This window comes from Staphylococcus sp. FSL W8-1207 (assembly GCF_038003745.1).
Classification (GTDB): domain Bacteria; phylum Bacillota; class Bacilli; order Staphylococcales; family Staphylococcaceae; genus Staphylococcus; species Staphylococcus equorum.
This window is the reverse complement of record NZ_JBBOPU010000001.1, coordinates 242,276-258,439: the sequence shown is the minus strand read 5'-3', so window position 1 is coordinate 258,439 and position 16,164 is coordinate 242,276. Positions and strand designations below refer to the sequence as shown.

12 protein-coding genes are annotated in these 16,164 nt (G+C 31.7%); 5 read left to right on the top strand and 7 right to left on the bottom strand.

Features of this window, described 5'->3' with window-relative positions:
• Window positions 1-110: 110 nt before the first annotated feature.
• The 3 genes from NSR03_RS01170 to NSR03_RS01160 all read right to left on the bottom strand — a co-directional run bounded on the left by NSR03_RS01170 (window position 111) and on the right by NSR03_RS01160 (window position 3,830).
• Entirely contained in the window at window positions 111-1,322 is a 1,212-nt protein-coding gene (locus NSR03_RS01170; RefSeq protein WP_021338477.1) for a multidrug effflux MFS transporter, read from the bottom strand.
• 252 nt (window positions 1,323-1,574) lie between these two features.
• On the bottom strand, window positions 1,575-2,966 hold the full coding sequence (locus NSR03_RS01165; RefSeq protein WP_069813267.1) for a zinc ribbon domain-containing protein: 1,392 nt from the start codon (window positions 2,964-2,966) through the stop codon (window positions 1,575-1,577).
• A 399-nt stretch (window positions 2,967-3,365) separates the two neighbouring features.
• Complete coding sequence (locus NSR03_RS01160; protein ID WP_002506849.1) at window positions 3,366-3,830, bottom strand: MarR family winged helix-turn-helix transcriptional regulator; 465 nt, start codon at window positions 3,828-3,830, stop codon at window positions 3,366-3,368.
• 216 nt (window positions 3,831-4,046) lie between these two features.
• Here NSR03_RS01160 and NSR03_RS01155 point away from each other — a divergent pair, with 216 nt between their 5' ends.
• A complete protein-coding gene (locus tag NSR03_RS01155) occupies window positions 4,047-5,018 on the top strand; it encodes a YdcF family protein (protein ID WP_069802316.1) in 972 nt (323 codons plus the stop codon).
• A 369-nt stretch (window positions 5,019-5,387) separates the two neighbouring features.
• Here the strand turns inward: NSR03_RS01155 and NSR03_RS01150 are convergent, their stop codons facing one another.
• Together NSR03_RS01150 and NSR03_RS01145 are read right to left on the bottom strand one after the other, a co-directional pair.
• The gene (locus NSR03_RS01150) at window positions 5,388-6,056 is read right to left on the bottom strand and encodes an ABC transporter ATP-binding protein (protein WP_069813268.1); all 669 of its coding nucleotides are present in this window, start codon (window positions 6,054-6,056) and stop codon (window positions 5,388-5,390) included.
• The gene (locus NSR03_RS01145; protein WP_021338480.1) at window positions 6,056-7,108 is read right to left on the bottom strand and encodes an ABC transporter permease; all 1,053 of its coding nucleotides are present in this window, start codon (window positions 7,106-7,108) and stop codon (window positions 6,056-6,058) included. Before NSR03_RS01145 ends, NSR03_RS01150 begins: the two co-directional genes overlap by 1 nt.
• Window positions 7,109-7,263: 155 nt before the next feature.
• Here NSR03_RS01145 and NSR03_RS01140 point away from each other — a divergent pair, with 155 nt between their 5' ends.
• On the top strand, window positions 7,264-7,938 hold the full coding sequence (locus NSR03_RS01140) for a response regulator transcription factor (RefSeq protein ID WP_021338481.1): 675 nt from the start codon (window positions 7,264-7,266) through the stop codon (window positions 7,936-7,938).
• The gene (locus NSR03_RS01135; protein WP_002506844.1) at window positions 7,931-9,298 is read left to right on the top strand and encodes a sensor histidine kinase; all 1,368 of its coding nucleotides are present in this window, start codon (window positions 7,931-7,933) and stop codon (window positions 9,296-9,298) included. Before NSR03_RS01140 ends, NSR03_RS01135 begins: the two co-directional genes overlap by 8 nt.
• Before the next feature lie 89 nt (window positions 9,299-9,387).
• Here NSR03_RS01135 and mqo read toward each other — a convergent pair whose 3' ends face one another.
• Window positions 9,388-10,866 (bottom strand): malate dehydrogenase (quinone), encoded by a 1,479-nt coding sequence (gene mqo, locus NSR03_RS01130; RefSeq protein ID WP_069813272.1) that lies wholly within the window; start codon window positions 10,864-10,866, stop codon window positions 9,388-9,390.
• Between the two features lie 389 nt (window positions 10,867-11,255).
• Here mqo and NSR03_RS01125 point away from each other — a divergent pair, with 389 nt between their 5' ends.
• Window positions 11,256-12,407 (top strand): glycosyltransferase family 4 protein, encoded by a 1,152-nt coding sequence (locus NSR03_RS01125; RefSeq protein ID WP_069813274.1) that lies wholly within the window; start codon window positions 11,256-11,258, stop codon window positions 12,405-12,407.
• A 212-nt stretch (window positions 12,408-12,619) separates the two neighbouring features.
• Here NSR03_RS01125 and NSR03_RS01120 read toward each other — a convergent pair whose 3' ends face one another.
• On the bottom strand, window positions 12,620-14,221 hold the full coding sequence (locus tag NSR03_RS01120; RefSeq protein ID WP_002506841.1) for an L-lactate permease: 1,602 nt from the start codon (window positions 14,219-14,221) through the stop codon (window positions 12,620-12,622).
• A 241-nt stretch (window positions 14,222-14,462) separates the two neighbouring features.
• Between NSR03_RS01120 and NSR03_RS01115 the strand changes: the two genes are divergently transcribed.
• Window positions 14,463-16,154: a CDP-glycerol glycerophosphotransferase family protein gene (locus NSR03_RS01115; RefSeq protein ID WP_069813276.1), complete on the top strand. Its 1,692-nt coding sequence runs from the start codon at window positions 14,463-14,465 to the stop codon at window positions 16,152-16,154.
• Window positions 16,155-16,164 lie beyond the last annotated feature (10 nt).

Below are 16,164 nucleotides of genomic sequence, written 5' to 3'. Positions count from 1 at the left end.
TAATCATTTTCACATTACAATGTTTTTATAATATAGAAAATAAAAACGGCTGCTAGATATCCACTAAGGAATCTAACAGCCGTTTCTCATTTTCTTTTTATCCAATTTCACTATTTTGGAGCTACACGTTTAAATACATAATAATTTATTATTTGAAGTGTAATCAACAATAATCCTACTATTAATATAATCGTGACATAGGGGATATAACTATCTTCCCCCATCACGCCAACTAGTGGTGACACAAGCCCACCTATTAAGAATTGCACTAACCCTAATAAGCTAGATGCACTACCATTGCCGACTGTGTTCTCATCCATTGCAATCGAGAATCCTAATGTCGCTACTCCTGTAACAGGAGCCACTAGAACAATAAAACCTATAAACAATAGCCAGATAGATAGATGCATGTATAAAATAACGCTTATCCATACAACACCCACTAATTGAATGATTGTTAATACACGCAAAAGAACTTGTCTATCAATATAATCCACTAACTTACCTGTCAATTGACTAGAAACAATGAGACTTATACCTACAGATGCAAACATAAGGCTAAATTGCTGAGCAGACATGTCATAAATACGTTGTGCAATAAAAGGAGATGCAGAAATATAACTAAACAATATAACGAATGTCACACCTTGTATAAGCATAGGTAATACAAATCGAGGTGTAGCTAATAGCTGTTTGAAACCTTTGAAGATACTAACGAGATGGGGGCTATCTCGCTGCTCAGTTGACAATGACTCTTTAATATTAAATATCGTTCCAAATAACATTAGCAGACCAAATATAGTTAATATAACAAAGACCATACGCCACGTAGAAAATGATAGAATGACACCGCCTAATGCCGGTGCTAATACTGGTGCAACACCGTTTACTAACATGAGTAACGCTAAAAATTTAGTTAATTGTTTTCCGGTATACAGATCACTTGATATCGCTCTAGAAATCACTGCCCCTGCTCCACCACAAAATCCCTGTACAAATCTTAAGGCGATCATCAACCAAATATTATCCACAAAAATAATACCTATACTTGCCAATGTAAATAATGCCATAGCTACGATTAATGGTGTCTTTCGTCCTATAGAATCTGATATCGGACCTACAAATAAATTACCTAATGCTAAACCAATCATAAATAAAGATAAAGTTAGTTGTGAATTAGATGTTGTTGTATTGAAATCTGATTGTATCTGTGGCAAGCCTGGCAAGAACATATCAATAGATAATGCGCCTATCGCAGTTAACGCGCCTAAGATAATAACAAACAGTAAGGAATTCTTATGTTGCTCTTGATAATTGGACATTTCTATTCTCCTCAATGCTGAAGCCCTAGCATTTTTAGCTACTTATTAACACTTCATCTCATATCATTATAAGAAAATGTTCATTGCTATTATTATAGCCTTTGCTAACACAATTTTAAATAGATGTAGTTAAATTGATATGTAAAAGACAAAGGGAGCGATGATAAGAAATCAAAATTTGAAATTTGATTTCTTATCATCGCTCCCACAAAGTTGACTAAAAAATACGCTTTGCATTAATTTTTTAAATATTTAACTTTGCTCTGAATACTTCACTACTTTTAAATCATTCGCTTTGTCATTACCTTCAAGTTGATATTCTACTTCACCATATTGGCCATCTTCTTTTAATGTTTGGCCCGTAACATAGAATGTATTACCTTCTTTTACAATATCAGTAATCTGTGGTTGCTGAAGATAGAATAGTTCATTAGATTTAACGTCTTTTTTAGTATCCTTATACTTTTCACTATCTTTTTTTAAATAGGATGATACTAAATTAAAATCACTTTGACTGCGTGCACTAATCATTGCCGCAGTGTAATCACCGAAAAAACGAGACACCTTATTTCTAAAACTATTTTCTTCTTTTTCTTTTTTCTCAACATACTTCTCGATTTCATCATCATCAAAGTTTAAAGTGACTTGTGTTTTATCTTTGAGGTTATCTGTTTTCACTGTTGTTTCTGCTGATTTAAATGTTTTCTTCTTAGCTTGTCCTTCAGCAGATACCGTTATATCTTTTGTTTTAGGATATGGGCCAAATTCTTTAGCTTTTGCGTAATCATAAGTTTTGTCATTGATTTTAACTTTAACTGAATCTGTATCTATTTCAGATGCACCATTTAATTCAACTTGTACATATGCTTCGTTAAAGTCTTCAGTAACATCAACTGATTCATTGTTACTGTCATTAAAATTGAATTTGAGGTGACCATTGAATTGACCGTTCGACATTTCTTTCTTAGCTTCAAGTGTATAATCGCCTGGAATAAATTTACCTAAAGAAGTTGGCTTATTTTTCTCAGCTACTACAGTTTTTTGCTTATCATCTGCCTTAAATTTATACGTTGTTTCTTGTTTAGGTTTTACAATCGCTTCTTTAGTTGGTGCAGTAAAGCTCATATTATCAAATATTAAATAGCGAGTCCCATTTTTACTGATTCTCAGAACTTTTTCTCCATTTTTGGCTGTGACAAAATCTGAATTCTTAGTATCATTTTGGTTCAATTTCGCAATTTTACTATTTACATCTTTCACAAAGTTATCCATTCCAACTTCATTTTTTATGTATTTAATATAAGCATCAGCTTCATTTTCATCAACACTGTTATTTTGAGTACTCAAAAGAGTTGAAAGTTTTTGCGTATCGTTATTATCTACTGCATTTATTATAATCTCTGATTGCGCTTCAGGTGAATTAAAGTTTCTTACCAAGAAAAAAACAATGATAAGTAAGATAAGGATAAAGAATGCAATACCCCAAGGAATAACTTTACGTACGTTAATATTGGTTGTGTTTTTATTTGTTTTTGTAGAGCGTGTCATTTTTTCTGAATCGCCTTGCTTTGTACGATACCCGCAATGACTACACCTTCTCTGCCCATTTCTTATGTTTTCTCCACACTTCGGACATTTTTGCATTTTATCACCTCTTTACGATTACCCTTGTTTTTTACACTATCCCGCTATTTTAACACATTATAGGATGAAACTATATGGCAGATTAATACTCCATTAATCACTATACCCATGCATAATCGAAGTATACCAATAGTATATTTTAAAGCTATAATATTTATTATATGTGCCTTGCTTAAAAATTGATATACGCATTTAGTCCAATGCTTTGTTCTTTTACTGAATCGTCTATTGTTCATAACAATGTACCTTCAAAATTAATATCTAAATGTTTTATAAGTTAAAAGAGACTACTAGTCACCCTAGCTTGGGTGCTAACAGCCACTTAATAAGACTCATCTTTATCTAATTATATCTCGATGTATTTTTAAATATGTCCTATCATACTTATATTGATTAATGTTACGAATGATGTTTAATATTAAAGTTCTTCAACCTTTGATCAATGATCTCTAATACATAACGCGCTTGTTCAATTTCATCATCTGATAGATCATGCAGTATATCACTGACTATGTCATTTATAATAGACTTACTTTTTCTATTAAACTGTTTGCCCTTCTCAGTTAATTTAATATATTTTAATCGTTGATCTCCTGTGTCTTCAGATTTATCCCATTGTACAACCTCAGCTTGAATTAATTTTTTTATTCTTCGGCTGACGGCAGCTTTATTTACACCTTGTCGTTCTGTAATTTCTGTTAAAGTCATCGCTTTTCCATTTTCAAGCATTAATATAACGTTTGCCTGTTCTTTTGATACATTGTATTCTTCTCTTAATGCCTTTAATAATTTAGCTAATAATGTATTTACATCATCTATAAATTCTCCCATGAATTCTATATGACTACTTAAATTTTTCACCATTGGTTGCACCTCTTTAATCTCCACTGTATGTAATATCATTTTGTAATTTGTTATATTAATAGTATCAATATTTTAACGTCTATAAAAGTTAAAATATACAATGCTTCCATTTACGGATATTGTATGTTGCTTAATATTAATACTAAGGCTTTATCCATTTGCATATTTTAATGGATTCAACTACATTTAATATACTATAAAACACTGGGGTGAAACATGAATATTCTGGCACTACTTTGTAGTTTACTGATAGTACTTATTTTCTTAAGTATGTATTTTAATTTTAAATCTTTTGCAAATATTAATATTTTTATTTCCCAGGTAATATTAGGTTATATTGTAATTATCTTACGTATTGGTTCTCATCAAATCCCTATAGACATCATTGTTGTAATGATTATTGGTTTCTTATTAGTACATATAAAACACAAACATATACTGCAGTATCGTATGAGCGCGCTATTTTTAAAACGACTTTATCGCTTATCTTTTAAAGTTATTGTTTTCACACTTGCTTGTGCATACATTAGCTTGCTACCTTTTGGATTTAATGTTGTATTCCTATGGTTATCAGCGATTGCCTTTAGCGCGATTTTCACTTTTATTTGTTATGTATCTTGCGCTTCTTGTTATTTAAATCAGAAATATATAGCAAAGTTTGATACGATACTCATCTTAGGTGCGGGTATTTTTAATGAACATGTCACGCCTATGTTAGCTAATAGATTAGATCGAGCATTAGGATTGTATAATCAACAACCAAATGCCCAATTTATCGTAAGTGGTGGACAAGGTCCGGATGAACCTATATCTGAAGCTTTGGCCATGTTTCGTTACTTAGTTGATCGTGGCGTGAACCCAGCTCAAATTTTAATGGAAGATGCATCTACGAGTACATATGAAAACATTAAATTTACAAAAGCACTAATACAGCAGTCATTCAATACAAAACCTAAGATTGTCTGTGTCACAAGTCAATTTCATATTATGCGTGCAGTCCGCTTCGGCCAAAAGTTAGACCTTAAATTAAAAGGCGTAGGAAGTCATACACCTTATCACTTTTTTGAAGTTGCCTTAATTAGGGACTTTTTAGCATTAATGTATCAATACAAGTTATTGCTTACAGTTTACTTTGCTACATTATTTTTTGCTTGTATTTTTGCATTGTGGCACATCCCTACTTCTTAGACATATAATGTTAAAAACAACCAGTTTTAAATCGATTTAAAATATCAATTTAGCAAATAGATCAACGTGACATAGTATTAAGTATTTATTAATAATACTAAACATAAGAAGAATAAGAACGCAAAAAATAAGAGGCTGGGACATATCACATGTCTCAGCCTCTTATTTTTATTGGCAGTGGCTGACTGAATTTAAAAAGCGCTTCGGCTCTTATATCCCATTTAACAGTCAGCTGTGTCGGGATGGCTCATACAACGAAATTTCATTGAAAAAAATAAATTTCTGTCCCATTCCCTTCTCCCCGTTCTAAAAAGGTTATTTATTATTTTTATCTCCCAAGCGCTTCAAAAGGAATTAGACTTTTATGGGTTATGAATTCACTATTACACCATTATCTAATTCAATTACTCTGTCTGCATACTGAAATAATCGTTTGTCATGGGTAATCATTATACCTATCATTTTTTTACTTTGTATTTGATTTTTAATCATGTGAATAACTTCAGTTGCACGTTCTGCATCTAAACTTGCTGTAGGTTCATCCGCAAGTATAATTTTAGGATTGTTCATCAATGCTCTCATAATCGCTACACGTTGTTTCTCCCCACCAGATAACATATGTGGAAATACATTTAAACGGTGTTCTAATCCTATTTGTTTTAATAACATTTCCGCTCTTTGATTCGCATCATTTTTAGACATCCCAGCTTCTTTACCTATTGTCGTTAATTGTGCTTTCACTTTTAAATAAGGCACTAAATGTGAAGATTGGAATATAAATCCAATTTCATTCAATCTTAATTCTGATGCTTTTTTATCTCCTGCATATAATGGAGAACCATTATACAAAATGTCACCACTATTTTGTGAGAGTAATCCACCTAAAATAGTAAGTAATGTTGTCTTACCTGAGCCTGATGCACCATTTAATATTACGAATTCTCCATCATTTACTTCAAAGTTTATTTCTTTTAATACAGGCGTTTCTGATGGACCTTTACCAAATGTTTTTTTAATATCTTTTACTTGTAAACTCATTATTCTCCACCTCCAATTGCTTCAATAGGGTCTACTTTAAACAGTTTAATGAACGATAATACTGCACCTATAATTGCCACTACAATAAATACGCCTACAACTAATAATAGATTAGATAGTGTTACATGGAATGGCATGGATACGGGCATAATTAATGATAAACCACTCACAAATCCTACAGAAATTAACACACCGATCATAGTAGTAATTAATATTTGAATTAATAATGCACTTAATAAATGTTTTGTTTTGATGCCAATTGCTTTTAAGATACCGATTTCTGGTATTTTTTGAATCGTCATAACATAGAAGAATGCGCTAAGTACGATCGCTGAAATCACGAATAAACTTACAATCATCATATTTAATGGCGCTTGCTCTGCTTGATAACTTGGTATTTCACTTGTAATATCATCTTGTGTAAATACTTTGACATCTGAGATTTTATTTATTTCATCTTGTTGTTTACTTGTTAAGTCTTTAACAGGATAAACTGTACTCACTTGTTTGTTCAAATTGTCGAAGCCACTATCACTCATCATCACGACTGAGCTATGTGAATGCATCGTATCGTTGATAACACCTGATACTCTTAATTCTTTACCATCTTTAACTTCAACCATGTCACCAACGTTTATACCTTCTGCAGTGAGCTTACTATTAATTGCAAATTCATTATCTTTTGTTGGATAACTACCTTCTGCCAATTCAGGCTTGTCATTATTCACTGTATTAATCATCACAACATCTTCTTCGGTTTTATCAATTTTTAATGTTTGTGACGCTAATTTTAATGGTTCTTGGTTTGTGATATCTTCTATTTTCTTTTGTTGTTCTGGTTTGATAATTGATTTCTCAATTTGTGGTTGCTTATTGTCCTGTAAAACATATTTTTCAGTTTTCATATTGTCTAACATCGATATATTTTCTCTTGCTAACCCCTGTGCTAATCCGCTAATAAATAGAACCATAATACCTAGTAATAAAATGATTAACATAATTAAAATATAACGGAATTTATAATATTTTATCTCCTGCCATGCTAATTTCATCATTTCCACTCCTTCTCCAAAACTTATATCTAGAGTTTATCCTCCTTATGTGAACTCAATATGAACTTATGTTCATTTTTTAAAAACTTTTGTTATTTGTGAAGTCTATGAGTAACGTTTATAATGACAATAAAATGAAGAAGGAGACATTGCCCATGACAACTTGTCTTATTGTCGATGATGACAAAAAAATATTAGAGTATGTTTCTAATTATATTCGTCGTGAAGGATTAGAAACAATTACGCAATCAAGCGCTGAAGACGCACTGTCCTATCTAGAATCAAATCTAGTAGACATTGCCATTGTAGATATTATGATGGGTGGCATGAGCGGTTTTGAGCTCTGTAAAATTTTAAAAGAAGATTACGATATGCCAGTTATCATGTTAACTGCGCGCGATGCGCTAAGTGATAAAGAACAAGCTTATTTAACAGGCACAGATGACTATGTCACGAAACCTTTCGAAGTAAAAGAGCTCATTTTCAGAATTAAAGCTGTGCTGAAGCGCTATAACATTAATGCTAATAGTGAAATTACTATTGGCAACCTGACGCTTAATCAAGCGTATTTAGAATTACAGACAGATTCTAAAACAATGAATTTGCCTAATAAAGAATTCCAATTGCTATTTATCCTTGCTTCTCATCCAAGACAAGTTTTTAACCGTGATGATTTAATAGAAAAAATATGGGGATTTGATTATGAAGGTGATGAGCGCACTGTCGATGTTCATATTAAACGCCTTAGAAAAAGGCTTGAAAAATTGGAAGCATCAGTAACAATTCATACAGTGCGTGGATTGGGTTATAAGGTGGATGATCATGTTTAAATCACTCTATACACGCATTGCAGTGTATACTATTGTTGTTATGCTCTTCAGTGCAGTAGTCAGTTTTTTATGTACAAATATTATTTATCATAATTTTTTGAAAGAAAATAATGACGCAAAAATTATGCGTACTTTAAAAGATTCGATGGAATATCAAAAAGAATCAAAAATTGATAGTCATCCACCATTTTTCAAACATTTAGGTGAAATGAATTACCAAATTATGACTATTTCAGAAAATGGAAAAAGAACATACTATGGTGAAGCATTCAGAAAAGATAATATAGCACAACAAGATGTTCAAAGTGTATTAAACGGTAAAGATTATCATGGTATTAAAAATTTACCTTACACGCCTATTATTACTGGTTTTTTTGAAAATACTACTCAAAATACAGTAGGTATTGCTTTTGAATCCGAAGGTCAAAACTATGCCGTCTTCATGAGACCTGATATCGGTAAAACATTTAGTGAATTTAGAATATTCTTAGCGATACTAATATCGTTATTACTCATTATCTCTATCATCCTAGTTATTTCTTCAACTTATACATTAATCAAACCCATTCAACAATTGAAAAACGCGACAGAACGTCTTATGCAAGGCAATTTTGATACAGCAATTAAAATCACACGTAAAGATGAATTAGGCACGTTACAATATCGATTTGATAAGATGAGACTTTCATTAAAACAGTTAGATGATATGAGACAACATTTCGTTCAGAACGTTTCTCATGAAATCAAAACACCATTGACACATGTTCATCATCTACTTGATCAGCTCAAATTTGCTAAGAGCGATCAGGAACGTGAGCGCTATATTGATGATATTTACCAAATCACTACACAACTTAGCGAATTAACAAAAGAACTTTTATTGTTATCCGAAATTGATAATGGTGCACATCTTGAATTTAAAGATCACATTGAACTTAATCAACTTTTAAAACAAATTATTCGCCATGAACAATTTTCTGCCAATGAAAAAGATTTAATCATCATGTCAGATTTAGAAAATATTGAAATGGTTGGTAACGAACGCTTATTACATCAAGCATTCCAAAACCTCATTACAAATGCCATTAAATATTCAGTTCAAGGAGGTACAATAGATATTATACTTAAGCAGGATTTAGATTCTATTAAGTGTACAATTACAGACGATGGTCAGGGTATGACTGAAGAAACACAATCACGTTTGTTCGAACGTTTTTATAAAGCAAGTAATCATGACAATAGTAATGGCTTAGGCCTTGCTATTGCTAAGGCCATTTTTGAACTACATGGTGGTACGATATCCATAGTAAGCGAAAAAAATAAGGGCACTACATTCTCTATCGAAATCCGTAAAAGTTAAATTAAAAGCGCACGGTTAGCCTAGTATGATACTAGATTAACCGTGCGCTTATTTTCATTGCTTATTATCATATCAATGCCAAAGCAATATTAATTTATTTTTAAATTTTTCGTAATTTCTTCATTCAATTTCGTATAAAGTGCTTCATTATCTGATAGTTTCATGCCATATGAAGGCACCATTGTTTTCACTTTGTCTTCCCATTGTTTAAATTCTTCACCATAGCAGCGTTTAAGCATATCAAGCATGATATCTACTGCTGTAGAAGCACCAGGCGACGCACCTAACAATGCAGACAATGAACCGTCTTCAGAAGTTATAACTTCGGTACCAAATTGCAATGTTCCTTTACCATTTTCTGTATCTTTGATAACTTGCACACGTTGACCAGCTACAACAATTTCCCAATCTTCACTCTTAGCATTAGGAACAAATTGACGTAAGTCTTCCATACGCTCTTCATTTGAAAGGGTAAGTTGTGAAATTAAATATTTTGTTAAACTCATTTCTTTAATTCCTGCAGACAGCATTGTAATTAAGTTGTTTGGTTTCACAGACTTAATTAAGTCCATATTTGAACCAGTTTTCATGAATTTAGGTGAAAATCCAGCAAATGGACCAAATAATATTGTACGTTTGCCATCTATGTAACGTGTGTCTAAATGTGGTACTGACATTGGTGGTGCTCCTACTGAAGCTTTTCCATATACTTTAGCAAGATGTTGCGTTGTAATTGATTCATCTTTACATACTAAGAACAAGCCACTTACAGGGAACCCACCAACATGTTTCGATTCTTTAATACCTGTTTTTTGTAGCAATTGTAAACTTGCACCACCAGCACCGATGAACACGAAATCACTTTCAACAAATGTCACGATATCTGTTTGTAAATCTTTAACTTTCATCTCCCAAACACCGTCTTCACGTTGTTTAAGATCTTGTACTTCATGTTCATAATTTAATTCAACTTGCTTTTCTTCTAAGTTTTCAAATAACTTTTTAGTTAATGCACCGAAGTTAACATCTGTACCAGTTTTATCATAACTCATTGCCACTGGTACATGAGATGTACGACCTTCCATCATCAATGGTACCCAATCAGCTATTTTATCTTTATTATCAGTAATTTTCATATTACTGAATAGAATATTTTTGTTTAATCTGTCTACACGTCTTTTTAAGAAATCTACATTACGGACACCTTGTACAAAACTCATGTGAGGTACTGGCTTAATAAATGCTTCAGGTTGCGTAAGTTGACCTTGTTTGACTAAGTAATTCCAAAATTGTTTAGTAACTTGGTATTGTTCATTAATTTTTACAGCCTTATTTATATCTATTGAACCATCTTTATTTTCTTTTGTATAATTCAACTCACATAATGCAGAGTGACCCGTACCCGCATTGTTCCAACCATTAGAACTTTCTTCTGCTGGCGTAGATAACCTTTCATACATCTTAATCTCTTTCTCTGGTGCGAGTTCTTTTAATATAGTTCCTAATGTTGCACTCATGATACCGCCACCGATTAAGATGACATCTGTTTTGCTATGTTTTGTGCTCATAACAAACACAGTCCCCCTTTTATATATGTTTATAGAAACGTTATCTTTATCCTTTTAGAAAAGTGGATGAAGCGTTTTCTATAACTAAAAAATTAAAAACTTTGCCGTTATTATTGATTAAAATGTAAAAATAACGAAATATATCTTTATACTTCTCTAATTATATACGTAATCGCCCTATGAAAAAAGGGCTTTCAGTAATTCTACACAAATTTTGTTAATATGTGTTAACCAAACTGTTAGTTAAAAAATCTATTATATCTTCTAAAAAGACGTTAAAATGCTTTTTAAATACTGAAATAAGTTTGATACTACTAATAAAAACACATTATACATTTCATGATATAATGAATTCTAATTTAAGTTAAGAAACATTTGGAGGTTTTCCGATGAAATCAATCACTTTTTTCATGCATAATATCTATGCCATGGGAGGTACTGTAAAATCTATTTCACAATTAGCTAATACACTGGCTAAAAAAGGTCATAAAGTCGAAATCATTTCTATATTTAAAGGTGATTTAAAACCTTATTTCAAACTCCATGATTCTATCGTTATAAAACCTTTAATCAATTATCAGTTGCACCCTAAAAATTTCAAAAATTTACTTTTTAACCGTATTAATAAATACACTTCATTTTCTAAACCTAAAGTACTTTCAAAAAATGAACCAGGTTTAAACCAGTTTTCACGTTATATAGAGAAAAAGATGATTAAATCCATTCGTAAAATCGATACAGACGTTTTAATCGGGACTAGAGCCAGTTTTAATATATTGATTGCAAAATATGCACAAAACAACATTGAAACTATCGGCATGGAGCATATGAATTTTGAAGCCCATCCTGAAGCATTTCAACAAGAAATCATTGATGCATATACCGCTTTAGATAAAGTGACTACACTTACTACTGTAGATAAAATTAAATATCAAACTTATATTCAAACACCTATTTATGTTGTTCCAAATATTTTAGATGAACCTAGACTTAATAAAACAAAAGAAAAAATAATTACTGCAGCTGGCCGTTTAGAATATGAAAAAGGATTCGACATACTCATCGATAGTATTAATCCCATTCAGCATATCGTCAGAAAATTTGGCTATAAAGTACACATCTTTGGAGAAGGACAAGAAAGAGATGCATTACAACAACTTATTGATCGCTATGACTTATCAGATATTGTTTTACTACAAGGTTCAACGCAACAATTAAATGAACAATTAGCAATTAGTGAAATTACAGTGGTTCCTTCACGTAACGAAGGTTTCGGCATGGTTATCTTAGAAGCCATGAACCAAAGTAATATTGTAGTAAGCTTTAGTGGGAACGCTGGGCCCTATTCTATTATTAAAAATAACGTGAATGGTTATTTAATAGATCATAAGAACGTGACTGAATTGTCGAATAAACTGCGTAGGCTAATCAATCAAGAATTCAAAGAACAAGTCCTTATAGAAAATGGTTTCAAGACCGTAGCTACTTATGCACCTGAGGCTGTTTATCAACAGTTTTCAAATATGCTTAATTCAAAATAAAAAAGATGTTGGAGCATATCAATTTATACTCCAACATCTTTTTTATAGTTAAATATCTATCGTGATTCGGGTCAATCTTTCATCGAAGACTACAAGATAAAACTTTGATTTAGGCAAATAATTATAGATTTATATAAATTAGATCTATCTACGTAAAACAAAAAACTGTCAACAAAGTCTGAACTCTGTCGACAGCTAAATATTATTTATTTCTAAATAAAGAAATTCAAGATAAATGTCCAAATACATATGAAGACGAGCATCGCAATACTATAGCGTAATGTCATTTTCAACAATTGAGATTCTTTACCAACTTGTTGTACAGATGCAGTTGCGATTGCAATAGATTGTGGAGATATAAGTTTCGCTGCTACACCACCAACAGTATTGGCAGAAACGAGTAACGCGCCACTTGCTCCTATATTATTTGCAACAGCTGCTTGAATCGGCGCAAACAACGTATTATTATTTGTCACTGATCCAGTTAAAAAGACACCAATCCAACCTAAAATTGGAGATAGTAATGGGAATATAGCGCCTGTTTTTGCAATACCTTCACCAATTACATTACTTAATCCTGCATACGTCATAAGTTTTGAAATTACTAAGATAAAACATATTGTGATAATTGGTAACCAAAGTTCTTTAAATGAAAGTTTAAATAGTCGACCACCATCAGCAAAACCAACACGTTTAGACATTAAAATAGTAATAATTATTACTAAAAGAATGGCTGTACCTGTTTGACCAATTATGTTTAATGGAAGACTAATTGCTTTATTTGCAATCTCACTATAAGTGCCCGGCAATGTGATGTTAAAGACGAACGCTTCTAATGCGCCACCTGGCTCAAACAGTGCTTTGAAGTTTGGTGCACTCCATATCATTACAAATACTGTTAAAATGAAAAACGGGCTCCATGCATAAACAATTTCTTTCGCTTTATGTTGGTCAATTTCTTGTGGTTTTTCTTCTTTATTAATTCTAAAGATATGTTTTGGTTGGAATTTTTTAGAAAATAAAGCTAATGCTAACATTGCACCTAATGGTGGAATAATATCTGCTAATTCAGGTCCAACAAATAATGTAATTACAGCTTGTAATACTGTATAAGTAATACTTACAATTAAGATGGCTGGTAACGTTTCTTTAATACCTTTGAAACCATCAATAATCCATATTAATAGGAATGGTACTGCCATATTCATAATAAATAAAGTGAGCGTAGACATTTGCGATACTGCCATACCTGTAATATCTTCTGGTAATCCTAAAGTGTTAATTACAGTGATAGGTAAACCAATCGCACCAAACGCCCCTGCTGTAGCATTTGCAATTAAACATAACATCGCTGCTTGTAATGGAGCGAAACCAAGTTGAGTAAGTAAAAGAGCACATATTGCAATTGGCACACCAAAACCTGCAGCGCCTTCTAAGAATCCATTAAACGCAAAACCAATAAGTAATAATTGGATACGTTGGTCTTGTGAAATACTAGATATACTATCTTGGATAGTTTGGAACTGCCCTGTTTCAGTTGTAACTTTATATAATAATACTGCCATGATAACAATATAACCAATAGGTATGATACCTTGGAAAAATCCTTCGACAACTGCACCAGAAGCAATACTTACTGGTAGTTTAAAACACAATATTGCAATGATTAATGTAACGACTACAGTAGTAATTGACGCATATATCCCTTTCATTCTAAATACAGTTAAGCATAACAAGAATAAAATAATAGGAATCGCTGCAATGATAGATGAGACTAATACATTGTTAAAGGGGTTAAAAGTTTCTACAAACATTTGCTTCACTACTTCTTTCTATTTAAATTTATATTGACATAGTTCGTTATTGTGATTTTTTTCACAATGAAATTATAACATTTTCTGTATTAAATACAATATACTTTTTAAAACTTTCATTATTTTTTTCTAGCGTAACACGAAGTTTAAAATTTTAAAACCTGCTCTGCAAGGGATTCATTTATCTCAAGTGCACTCCGTGGTAAAATAGTAACAATAATGATTAAGTAGAGGGATATTAATGATAAAACAAATTGAATTAGTTGAGTGGCAACATTTAGAAACTCAACTAAAAAAAGCAACACTAGAAGATTATACACATTTTGTTGTAATTAACAACAGTATAAAAATACACCAAAATATGATTGAGGCAGTTAATTTGAAGCCTTGCACGATTGTATCTGACTATACGGTTAACCAACAATACATAAATGATTGTCGTTATTTTGGTAAATTAGAGATTTCATTTAATGACTGGGTAGAAAATATTAATCACTATCCAAACATCATTTTCCATATAGAAACAACGCAGCGTATTTTAGATGAATTTAATATACAAAATTTATTTGATTTAGCTTTAATATCACTATTGCAAGATGATGTTGTTACTGACAGTCATGTCATTTTTGATTTCAGTCAGTCATTTACTACAAGTAGCAAGATATGGAAAGATATACACAAACTGACACCATTGAATACGACAAAATTTAATTTAAATAAATTGGCATATGAACATAAACACGGGCTTCCATTTAAAACGAAAGAAACATTGGCGCCTGAACAAATGCGTTTTACTGATAAATGGTTGAATGCTACAGGTTTCAAAATGCCCCATTGGCTTTTCAATATTGTGCAACGCCAGTCAGTTAAAAAGCATCGAGAAAAAAGCTATATATATGAAAAAAATCCATCAAAAGTTAAAAATCATATTGTATTCTTAGGTTTTGATTATGGTTTTAGAGGTAACTCTCGTTACTTGTTCAATCATTTTGCTAAGCATTTTTCAAAATTACCAATATATTTTATAACCGATGATGTCAATGGTCCAAACTTCATCAAGCCAGATGATCCAAAAGCAAAAGATCTTATAGAAAGCGCATGTGTAGTGATATTAGAAAGTAATATTCCTGATACACTTAAACCTAATGGAACTATTATTCAGCTTTGGCACGGTACACCTATTAAAAAACTGTTTTTAGATAGTAATGAACCATCACAAAATCTAAATATTTACAATTATCGAGCACGTAAATACAATAAGTGGTTACAACAAGATTATTTTGTGTGCGATAGTGAATCCATTATTGATTATTTCAAATCTGCTTTTCCACAACAACAAACACATATTTTAAACTGTGGTTATCCTAGAATCAGATATTTGCTAGATAAACAAACGGATCACCATTATATTTCTTTTATTAAACGAGAATTGAAGTTAGACCCTGAAAAAGAAACTTTACTTTATGCGCCAACATGGAAATCTCACCAAGATGATTCAGATCTATTACCTATTAGTGACGGATTACTCAATAAATATAATGTTATATTTAAAGGACATATTGAAGATCAAGCTTCTTATATTCCTGAAAATGCAATTCTTGCACCGCCACATATAGAAGTTCAAGACTTATTATTAGTTTCAGACATTGTACTCACAGACTATTCTTCTATTATTTTTGATGCATTAACAATTAATAAAACTGTGTGTCAGTACACACCAAATCACGCTAAATACATTGCTGAACGTGGAGTTTATGATGAAGTTATGCATTCATTAGCTACTGTTAGATATAGTGATGCTAAGGCTTTGTTAAATGATTTAATTAGTCATCAAATGACAGAGATTCATTCCAATCCCTTTATCAATAAAGATAATCATGCTTTTGAAACACTGTCTCATATTATTAAAAAGTGTAATAAAACATATAACTAATATAGAAATA